Origin of the sequence: Bacillus cereus group sp. N6 (assembly GCF_016483705.1) — a bacterium.
In the GTDB taxonomy this organism is placed as follows: Bacteria; Bacillota; Bacilli; order Bacillales; family Bacillaceae_G; genus Bacillus_A; species Bacillus_A wiedmannii.
The window spans coordinates 1-10,311 of sequence record NZ_JAEHBI010000078.1; the positions used below are offsets into that span (position 1 = coordinate 1).

Here is a 10,311-nt window from a genome sequence, read left to right on the forward strand (position 1 = left end):
CCCTTTCCTCCCGATCCTTTTCCACCAGAACCTTTTCCTCCTGAACCGTTTCCACCAGAACCGTTTCCACCAGAACCGTTTCCACCAGAACCGTTACCACCAGAACCGTTACCACCAGAACCGTTACCACCAGAACCGCTACCACCAGAACCGCTGCCGCCAGAACCATTGCCACCAGAACCGTTACCACCGGAACCGTTGTCGCCAGAACCATTGCCACCCGAGCCATTGCCGCCAGAACCGCTGCCGCCAGAGTCGTTGCCGCCAGAGCCGTTGTCGCCAGAACCATTGCCACCCGAGCCGTTGCCACCCGAGTCATTGCCGCCAGAACCACTATCGTCCTGAGAACCATTGTTTCCTGGTGGTTTATTATTATCTTTTGAGTTGCCTTCTGCTAAATGATCGTTATTTTGTACAATCGCATTTGTTACTGGAGAGAAGTTGTCTGTTGCTGAATTACCGATATTTAAACCACTAAAAAAAGATAAAGAAAGAGTTGATGCTAAAATGAAGATTTTTGTCATTGATTTCCTCCTGAAAATTAATATTCCATCTAAAATACATCCCTTTGTAATATTTCATAGGAAAAAGAGTTTTATGCAAAAAAAACTATATATAGAAAAAGGTGGTGTATTTCTGAAGAGAGAAAAGAGTTAGTGTAAATTCTTTATAATAGTAGAGTGGTGGGAATTTTACACTCATTACAGTAGAGGAAGTGACAGCAGATGAAAGAATATATTGCATTTGATATTGGTGGTACGCAAATTAAATATGGGATTGTTTCAGAAACAGGGACGGTATTAAAGCATAAAACAGTTTCAACAGAAATTCATTTGGGCGGGGAACAAATCATTCAAAAACTTATTCTTCTATCCAAAAAATTAATGAATGAGCATACGATTTCGGGAATTGGTATTAGTACTGCGGGAATTGTTAATATTCATAAAGGGGTTGTAACGGGAGGGGTGGAGCATATTCCGAACTACGCGACTATTCCTATTATTGATAGATTGCAAAGGGTATTACAAGTTCCTGTGTCCATTGAAAATGATGTGAATTGTGCAGCTTTGGGAGAGAAATGGAAAGGTATTGGAAACCGAAAAAGAAATTTTATTATGCTTACTCTTGGAACTGGTATTGGAGGAGCAATTTTTATAGATGGAGATTTATATAGAGGGCATTCGTTTAGTGCTGGCGAATGGGGAAATATGTTGATAGAAGGAAGGCCGTTTGAAGAGGTCGCTTCCATTTCAGGGTTAATTTGTCTTGTGCGAAAATATAAAGGTGAAAGTGATTGGAATGGAAAAACGATTTTCGAACTGTATGATAAAGGAGATAGAGAAGTTACGCAAGCAGTTGAGGTTTTCTTTAAACATTTAGCGATTGGAATTAGTAACCTTGCTTATATTTTTAATCCAGAAATGATTGTTATAGGTGGAGGAATTACTGATAGGGGAAAGCAGTTCTTAAAAGAAGTAAAAGGAGAGGTAGAAAAATATTTAAATAAAGAGATTTATAATAATTGTGAGATTGAACTTGCACAAAACGGAAATTGCGCAGGAATGGTTGGTGCTATTTACCACTTCTTACATTAGCATAAATAAGTTATATGAATGTTTTCATATAACTGAGAATTTATCCTTTTTATCACTAGGTAAATAATGCTACAATATAAGGGGAGAATACAATATTTTCCGATTTGGAAAATGCTTTGTAGAAAGGAAGAAACTTCATGCCTATTATTTTAGAAAAAGGTCAAAAGATCGATTTAACGAAAGGACAACCAAAAGTAGCAAAACTACAGGTTGGCTTAGGCTGGGATCCAATTGGACAATCAGGTGGGTTTCTGTCTTCATTATTTGGAAGTAAACCAAATGTAGATTGTGATGCATCTGTTGTTATGTTAGAAGGGGATCGCTTTTTAAACAAAAACGATTTAGTTTACTTCGGAAACAAACTTTCTACTTGTGGTAGTATTATTCATTCAGGAGATAATTTAACAGGTGAAGGCGCTGGTGACGACGAAACAATTTTCGTAGAATTACATAAAGTTCCAAGCCGTATTAATCGTTTAGTATTCGTTGTAAATATTTATGACTGTGTAAATCGTCGTCAAGATTTCGGGATGATTCGTAATGCATATATTCGTATTCAAAACCCGCAAACTGGTGAAGAATTAGCACGCTATAATTTATCGGATAATTATGCTGGCAAAACGACTCTAATTGCAGGTGAAATGTATCGCCACGGAAGTGAATGGAAGTTTTCAGCTGTTGGAGAAGGCACACAAGATAAAAACTTAAGTGAGATTGTATCACGTTATTAATAAAATAAACCGAGGAGGAATTGAATATGGCATCAATTTCATTGAAAAAAGGACAAAAGGTAGACTTAACAAAAACAAATCCAGGTCTTTCAAAAGTTCTTGTAGGACTTGGTTGGGATACGAATCGTTATGACGGACAAAACGATTTCGATTTAGATGTTAGTATTTTCTTAGTAGGTGCTAACGGTAAAGTTTCAGGTGCAGAGGATTTCGTCTTCTATAATAATCCAAAAGGTGCGAATGGTGCTGTCGAGCATTTAGGAGATAACCGAACTGGTGAAGGTGAAGGCGATGACGAATCGATTAAAGTAGATTTAAAAAATGTACCTGCACATATCGAACGTATTTGTTTCTCAATCACAATTTACGATGGAGAAGGTCGTAGCCAAAACTTCGGACAAGTTTCTAACTCTTTCGTACGTATTTTAGATGAAGAAAAGAATGCAGAGTTAATTCGTTACGATTTAGGAGAAGATTTCTCTATTGAAACAGCTGTTGTAGTAGGGGAATTATACCGTCATGCAGGTGACTGGAAGTTCAATGCAATCGGAAGTGGGTTCCAGGGCGGATTAGCATCTCTATGTAATAATTTCGGTTTAGATGTAGAGTAATAGATTTTATATATCCATCGGTGAAACAGGTGTTTATTGATGGATATATTTTTAAAGATATAAAATATAGAGGTGAATATAAATGGTTATTCAATTGCAAAAAGGACAGAAGATTGATTTAGGTAAGACAAGCCCTGGCTTAACAAAAGCAGTAATTGGTCTTGGATGGGATATTAAATCTTATGACGGTGGATCAGATTTCGATTTAGATGCATCAGCATTCCTATTAGATGCGAACGGAAAATGTACGAAGGAAACCGATTTTATTTTCTATAATAATTTACAGTCTCCTTGTGGATCTGTTCTGCATACAGGGGATAACCGGACAGGTGAAGGTGAAGGCGATGATGAACAACTTGTTGTGGACTTAAAGAAAGTTCCGGCAGATGTGCACAAAATTGCTATTACAGTTACAATTTATGATGGAGAAGGCCGTAATCAAAACTTTGGACAAGTTGGAAACGCATTCGTTCGTTTAGCGAATGAAGAAACTAGTGAAGAAGTTCTTCGTTTTGATTTAGGGGAAGATTTCTCCATTGAAACAGCAGTTGTCTTTTGTGAATTATACCGTCATAATGGACAGTGGAAGTTTAATGCAGTAGGAAGCGGTTTCCAAGGTGGCTTAGGTGCGCTTGTAAGAGCGTATGGCTTGGATGCATAAGAAGGGAAACGATATTCGTTTCCTTTTTTTGACCTTTCTATAAATCTAGCAAAGAATAGGGGATAAAGGTAAGATGAGTATTTTGCAAGGGATCCTTGATACGTATGCTCAGTTTTTCGACTTGGACATGTGGATTAAAGTGTTGCAAGATCCAGTATCTTGGGGATTAATAGGTACACTTGTTGTACTTGAAGGTTTGTTATCTGCTGATAATGCACTTGTATTAGCAGTAATGGTAAAACACCTTCCGGAAGAAAAACGTAAAAAGGCATTATTCTATGGACTTATTGGAGCTTATGTATTCCGATTTATTGCGATTGGAATTGGAATGTTCTTAATTAAATTAGCTTGGGTAAAAGTGTTAGGTGCACTTTACTTAGCTTGGCTTTCAATTAAATACTTCATTGATAAAAGAAAAGGTAATGCAGAAGAAGAGGAAGCTCATGGTATGAACCAAAACAGTATTCTCTTCAGAATGTTTGGCGTCTTCTGGGGAACAGTTGCGATGGTTGAATTAATGGATATCGCGTTCTCTGTAGATAGCGTACTTGCTGCATTTGGTGTATCAAATGAAGTTTGGATTCTATTATTAGGTGGAATGCTCGGTATTTTAATGATGCGTGGTATCGCTGGTGTATTCTTAAAATTGTTAGAGCGTATTCCAGAACTTGAAACGACAGCATATATTTTAATCTTAATTATTGCAGCAAAAATGTTACTGTCTGTTATTCATATTGAAATAAGTCATATGCTATTCTTTATCATTTTAGTTGTAGCATTTGGAGCAACGTTTATACTTCACTACATGAAGAATTCTGGACAAGCTAAAGAAGAAGTTGCAGCTACTAAAAATAATCATAAATAATTGAAATGGGTTTGCTCGTTATGCGAGCGCCCATTTTTTATAACTAAAAATAGTTTATAATAGAAGAGAGACTTTATAAAAAAAGTAAATGTTTTTGGAGGTGAACTGTTGTGTTTTCACGTTTTACACTTCAACCATGTGCATTAAAAGACGAATCAGATTTAAAGCAATTTGAAGCGCTTTTAGAAAAACGCCCACAATATGAACTGACAGAGAATGAGATGAAGTTTAGTTATATAGCAACTCGTATTCTTGGTGTTCCTAATGATGTAGATGAATATTTCAATGAGCTATTTGATTATAGCGAAGTGAAAGGGATCGTGGTTTTGCATGAACAAAATTTAAATAAGGTGATTGATCCCGAAAAACTGCGCCATATTCAAGAGGTTTTTACATTACATCAAGAAGCACCGAATGGCCTTACAGTAAATAGGCTTGTCGCCCATCTGTCTGGAAAACAACTATTACCACAAGTAGACAATCCTGACTTACAGCATTATATACATACGACGTTTATTTCTGTATTGAAATTGTATGAAAAACAACATAACCAATCATTAAAAACAGAAGGGTTCCGTCGTTTCTTAATCGATATGATTAAGTTAAGTGACAATTACGTAGCGAAGTGGTTCTCTACGATTAATTATAAGAAACAAATGCCGCGCATTATTTGGTACGGTGATGCACAGGAAAGCCGTATATATTTCTTATACTTTCTTATTATGCTCGGTTGCGATGTACTTTATTATCACCCAGAAGGAAAAGATGGATTTGAGAATGTTGATGAGGAAGGAAGAAGTTTTGTTGTGTCTCATCCAGGTCGCATTTCTCTTGAGCCATTTCCAGATCGCCGCCGTGAGCGAGTTGCGACAGTAGCGTATCAGGCTTCAAAAGAAATTGAACAAGTACTTCACCACGATAACTCACTGCTGTACAAGCCATGGCAATTTCGTTCCTATACGCCTGTAGCTCGTACGCTCAAAACAACGTATGATGAACTCTTTTTAATTACGAAAGAAAAGGCATTTGTGCGTCCAACATTCTTTGTTGAAAATAAACACATTTATATCCCTTCTTTATTTGCGAAAATATCAGGTGTCTCAAAAAATGATAAAGAATATTTTCAGCGATTAAAGGCTATTACATCATTTGATAACAGTTTATTAATTAATACATTTCCGTTTACGAAAGAACAAAAAGCGAATTTCCAATATCATTACCGAGATGCGTTAGACCGCGGGGGGAAATTACACCCTGATTTAATTATGAACAGTCATTGGTGGCCACATAAACGTTTGCCAGAAGGATTGCAACATGGTATTGCAGAGGCGATCATCCATACGTGCGAAAGTGAAATGTGTAAACCCATTGCGAAAGAGACGAAACAAGATGTAGCACTGTATGTTTTCGCACAGCTTTCTCAAATACCGCCGAACATTTTAGAGCAACTTGAGAAATTTGATTACTCGCAAGAAGTACCGAAAATTGTTATATTTAATAATGAGAAGAGCGGAGAATTAAGCCGTTCAGATGCTGTTTTATTACTATTTTTAAATCAAATTGGAGTAGATGTATTCCATTTCAATCCAACGGGAAGAAACGATATCGAACCGTATATTGAAGCAGGAGCATTTGATTCCCATTGGCTTGAAGAAGTTAATTTCGATCTTGAGTTTCATGGTTCATCAGCCTATAAAAATTTATCACAAACAATAAAAGGACTATTTCGTCCATTTTTATAAGGAAAGGGAGAATACCATATGAATAACCCAGTCATACTAGATTCGAAAACAGAATTAAATGAGCAAACGGCACAAGATGTTCGTTTACAACTTAGACAAGATGCAGAAGTACAACGTATTTATAATGCAGTAGATATTAAAGATCAGTTAGAATTAATCGAGCTTGGAAAAGAACCATCTATGGAAATTTCACGTTTCGCTGATCAAATTTTACATACAATGTCTTTATCAAAAATAGAAGACTCTGGAGAATTATTAAAACAGCTTGGTAAAATTATGGACAGATTCGATAGCAAAGACTTTGCGGAAGAGAAAAGCGGTTTCTTCTCACGTATGTTCAAAAAAGCTGATAAAATGATTGAACAGATCTTTAGTAAGTACCAAACAATGGGTCGCGAAATGGATAAAGTATACGTAGAAATTACAAAGTATCAAGATGAAATGAAAAAATCAATCGGTACGTTAGATGGTTTATATGAGCAAAATTTGAAATATTATTTAGACTTAGAAAAGTATGTAGTAGCAGGGGAAATGTTATTAGAGCGTTTAAATACAGAGTTGGTTCCAATGTACGAAGAGCGTGTGCGTAACAATGACCAATTAGCAGGTATTGAATTAGAATCACTGAAAAACTCTGTTGAAATTTTAGAGCAGCGTATTGATGATTTAGAAAAAGCACGTATGGTTGCGCTACTTACAGCACCACAAATTCGTATGGTTCAACGTGGTAATAATAAATTAATTGGTAAAATCAATACAGCATTTATTACAACGATTCCTATCTTTAAAAATGGTATTATTCAAGCGGTAAATGCGAAACGTCAAAAGCTTGTTGCAGATTCTATGGCTGAACTTGATCGCCGCACAAATGAATTACTTAAGAAAAATGCACAAAATATCGCAACGCAAAGTGTGGAAGTAGCGAGATTATCAGGTTCTTCTAGTATTAAGATGGAAACACTTGAGGAAACTTGGAACATTATTTCAAGAGGTATGCAAGAAACGCAACAAATTGAAGAACAAAATAAACGTGAGCGTGAAGAAAGCCGCAAACGTATGGCTACATTAACTGAGAACATAAAAAAAGAATTACAAGGGTAAAGTGAAACTTTAATCAGCGGGGACATCTCCCACAAATAGTGAAATAAATGAAAAGGCAATGAGGAATAATCCTCATTGCCTTTTAGTTTCTCTTTACTAATTTAATGATCTCATTCAAAACAAGTGGAATGATACTTAAGAAGAGAACAAATCCCCAATCTCGCATCGTTAATGCATGTACACCGAATATATTTGCAAGAGGTGGGATGGAGATAATACACACTTGCATAAGAACACCGATAAGAAGGGAGAAGACTAAATATTTATTTGTAAAGATCCCAATTGAAAAAATGGATTTCGTTCTTGAACGCAAGTTAAATGAATGAACGAGCTGAGAAAAACTAAGAACGACAAATGCCATTGTTTGAGCGTGTAATAGAGCATCTTCATCAATTTTCTCTGGGAAAAGAGGAAATAAATTTGTATCTCCGGTATAGAATTTTGCCCCGATGATAAAGGCTGTTAGCGTTAAAAGTCCAATGACAACTCCATTGAAAATAAGAAAAGGAACGCTACCACTAAATAAGCTTTCTTTCGCATGTCGTGGTTTTTCCTTCATCACATCTGGATCTTCAGGGTCAACCCCAAGTGATAATGCAGGCAGTGTATCTGTAATCAAATTGACCCACAAAATGTGAATAGGTCGTAGTGGTGTTGCCCAACCGAGTAAAATAGCTAAAAATAAAGCGATAATTTCTCCAAAGTTACAAGAGAGTAGAAAGAGAATTGATTTTTTTATGTTACGATAAATATTTCTACCTTCCTCAACAGCTTTCACTATAGATGAGAAATTATCATCTGTTAACACTACATCCGCTGCCCCTTTTGCAACGTCTGTTCCTGTAATGCCCATCGCTACGCCAACATCAGCCTGCTTTAAAGATGGAGCATCATTGACACCATCACCAGTCATAGAAACGATATTTCCTTTTGCACGTAATGCTTTTACAATCTTTACTTTATGCTCTGGAGAGACCCTAGCGAATACATTTAAGTGATCAATTTTGCTTGCTAGCTCTGTATCTGAAATGTTATCTAATTCAGTTCCAATCATAATTTCAGATATGTCTTCAGCAATGCCAAGTTCTTTGGCAATTGCAAAGGCGGTATCTTTATGGTCACCAGTAATCATAACTGTGCGAATACCGGCTTTTTTACATTCTGTAATTGAATCTTTTACTTCAGTTCGCGGTGGATCAATCATACCGACAAGACCAATAAAGATGAGATTTTCTTCAAGATGATCTATAACCACATCGTTTGAATTGTATTGTTTAAATGCAAATGAAAGTACTCTTAAAGCCTCTTGAGACATTGCCCCGGCAGCTTCTAATATTTGATTTTTATCAGCATCTGTTAGAACCTCGATTTTACCGTTTTTAAATATGTGGGTACATCGAGGTAAGAGTTTATCAATAGCACCTTTTGTCATGCTATAGTAGCTTTCATCGTATGTATGAACGGTTGACATCATTTTACGATCTGAATCGAAAGGCAGCTCGTTAACGCGTTCATGTATCTTTTCTAAATGATCTTTTTGCATGTTAAAAGTGTTTCCGGCAACAAGAAGGGCGATTTCTGTAGGGTCCCCTGTTTGTGAATCGGAACCGTAAGACGCATCGTTGCATAGCACCATATTTTCTAACAATAGACGTTGCGCATCATTATTTGCATTTAAATTTTCTAAGTGGTCGTATGTGTTATCACTATAAAAGTGAGTAACGGTCATTTTATTTTGCGTTAACGTACCTGTTTTATCTGAACAAATAATTGTGACAGAACCGAGAGCTTCGACAGCTGGTAGTTTACGAATGATAACATTTTGTTTAATCATTCGCTGCACACCAATTGCAAGAACGATGGAAACGATAGCCGGCAAGCCTTCTGGAATAGCTGCAACGGCTAAACTAATAGCAGTCATAAACATTTCTAAAGTATCTCGTCCTTGTAAAAAACCGATGATAAACATAATGACGCAAATAGATACAGCGACAAAGCCTAAATACTTTCCGACTTGTGCTAAGCTCTTTTGAAGTGGTGTCATATCATCGTCGGCTTCATGTAAAAGGGTAGCAATCTTACCAATTTGTGAGTTCATTCCCGTTTCAACAGCGACACCGACTCCGCGCCCATATGTTACTAGTGTCGACATAAAGGCCATATTTTTTTGATCGCCCAGTGGTACTTGCTCATCGCTTTGCATAGAAGGGTGGTAAATTGCATCTTTATCAACAGGAACGGATTCACCAGTTAGAGCAGATTCTTCAACTTTCAAATTTGCGGTTTCGATAAGCCGTAAATCACATGGGATATAACGTCCTGCATCCAGCATGACAATATCACCTGGAACGACTTGTTCAGATGGAATTTCTTTTAGTTCACCATCTCGCTTGACGATAGCTTTAGGTGTCGCCATCTTTTTCAATGCCTCTAAAGCTTGTTCTGCTTTCGATTCTTGGATGACACCGATAACAGCGTTTAAAACTACAACGAGCGCGATAATACTTGCATCAGCCCATTCACCTACAAAGGCAGAAATAAGGGCAGCAATAATAAGGACATATACGAGGACGTCATTAATTTGGGCGAAAATACGCAGCCATAACGTGCGCTTTTGTTTTGTAGCTAATTCATTAGAACCGTATTGCTTTAAACGTTCATTTACGATTTCATCTGTTAAACCGTGTTGTTCGTTTGTTTCTAAGTCGATTAATGTTTGATCTTTCGTCTTACTGTACCAATTGCTCATAAGTAAGCACCTCCAGTAAAAACAGTTAGCAATGGTAGTGTTGCTATTATTTGTGAGTAGTATGTATGGAGAAAAAATCTAAGGTGAGGTTCTACTTCCATTGTACAGTATTTTACAGTTGGTTGAGGGAAAGAGAAGAGTTGTCATGAATTTGTTGGAAATAAAAAAAAGCCTCATATAATGAAGTGACCCCTAAAAGTTAGACACGGTTATTTCATTAGGCAGCTTGATAAAAGTGAGTCCGGTATTGCACCGG

8 protein-coding genes and 1 pseudogene are annotated in these 10,311 nt (G+C 36.8%); 7 read left to right on the forward strand and 2 right to left on the reverse strand.

What is annotated here, in order from left to right:
• A pseudogene (locus JDS99_RS28635) lies at positions 1-524 on the reverse strand (cell wall anchor protein); the annotation flags it as partial.
• 201 nt (positions 525-725) lie between these two features.
• Here JDS99_RS28635 and JDS99_RS28640 point away from each other — a divergent pair.
• The 7 genes from JDS99_RS28640 to JDS99_RS28670 all read left to right on the forward strand — a co-directional run bounded on the left by JDS99_RS28640 (position 726) and on the right by JDS99_RS28670 (position 7,306).
• Positions 726-1,595 carry an ROK family protein gene (locus tag JDS99_RS28640; protein ID WP_088609560.1) on the forward strand — a complete coding sequence of 290 codons (870 nt, stop codon included), beginning with the start codon at positions 726-728 and terminating at the stop codon, positions 1,593-1,595.
• A gap of 137 nt (positions 1,596-1,732) precedes the next feature.
• Positions 1,733-2,326, forward strand: coding sequence for a TerD family protein (locus JDS99_RS28645; RefSeq protein ID WP_001121585.1), 594 nt, complete (start codon positions 1,733-1,735; stop codon positions 2,324-2,326).
• 26 nt (positions 2,327-2,352) lie between these two features.
• Entirely contained in the window at positions 2,353-2,937 is a 585-nt protein-coding gene (locus JDS99_RS28650; RefSeq protein WP_000146727.1) for a TerD family protein, read from the forward strand.
• Positions 2,938-3,019: 82 nt separating this feature from the next.
• Positions 3,020-3,598 carry a TerD family protein gene (locus JDS99_RS28655; RefSeq protein ID WP_000236650.1) on the forward strand — a complete coding sequence of 193 codons (579 nt, stop codon included), beginning with the start codon at positions 3,020-3,022 and terminating at the stop codon, positions 3,596-3,598.
• 73 nt (positions 3,599-3,671) lie between these two features.
• Positions 3,672-4,463 carry a TerC family protein gene (locus JDS99_RS28660; protein WP_000025692.1) on the forward strand — a complete coding sequence of 264 codons (792 nt, stop codon included), beginning with the start codon at positions 3,672-3,674 and terminating at the stop codon, positions 4,461-4,463.
• 110 nt (positions 4,464-4,573) lie between these two features.
• Positions 4,574-6,205 (forward strand): YceG family protein, encoded by a 1,632-nt coding sequence (locus JDS99_RS28665; protein ID WP_000492830.1) that lies wholly within the window; start codon positions 4,574-4,576, stop codon positions 6,203-6,205.
• A gap of 18 nt (positions 6,206-6,223) precedes the next feature.
• Entirely contained in the window at positions 6,224-7,306 is a 1,083-nt protein-coding gene (locus JDS99_RS28670) for a toxic anion resistance protein (protein ID WP_001064402.1), read from the forward strand.
• Between the two features lie 82 nt (positions 7,307-7,388).
• On the opposite strand, the gene JDS99_RS28675 is transcribed toward JDS99_RS28670, so the two are convergent.
• Positions 7,389-10,055, reverse strand: a complete 2,667-nt coding sequence (locus tag JDS99_RS28675; protein WP_097907301.1) for a cation-translocating P-type ATPase — start codon at positions 10,053-10,055, stop codon at positions 7,389-7,391.
• Between the last annotated feature and the right edge of the window lie 256 nt (positions 10,056-10,311).

What these genes read in the sequence shown, in the direction of transcription:
- JDS99_RS28640 (WP_088609560.1), top strand. Translation starts at nt 726, where the DNA reads ATGAAAGAATATATTGCATTTGATATTGGTGGTACGCAAATTAAATAT.
- JDS99_RS28645 (WP_001121585.1), top strand. Translation starts at nt 1,733, where the DNA reads ATGCCTATTATTTTAGAAAAAGGTCAAAAGATCGATTTAACGAAAGGA.
- JDS99_RS28650 (WP_000146727.1), top strand. Translation starts at nt 2,353, where the DNA reads ATGGCATCAATTTCATTGAAAAAAGGACAAAAGGTAGACTTAACAAAA.
- JDS99_RS28655 (WP_000236650.1), top strand. Translation starts at nt 3,020, where the DNA reads ATGGTTATTCAATTGCAAAAAGGACAGAAGATTGATTTAGGTAAGACA.
- JDS99_RS28660 (WP_000025692.1), top strand. Translation starts at nt 3,672, where the DNA reads ATGAGTATTTTGCAAGGGATCCTTGATACGTATGCTCAGTTTTTCGAC.
- JDS99_RS28670 (WP_001064402.1), top strand. Translation starts at nt 6,224, where the DNA reads ATGAATAACCCAGTCATACTAGATTCGAAAACAGAATTAAATGAGCAA.
- JDS99_RS28675 (WP_097907301.1), bottom strand. Translation starts at nt 10,055, where the DNA reads ATGAGCAATTGGTACAGTAAGACGAAAGATCAAACATTAATCGACTTA.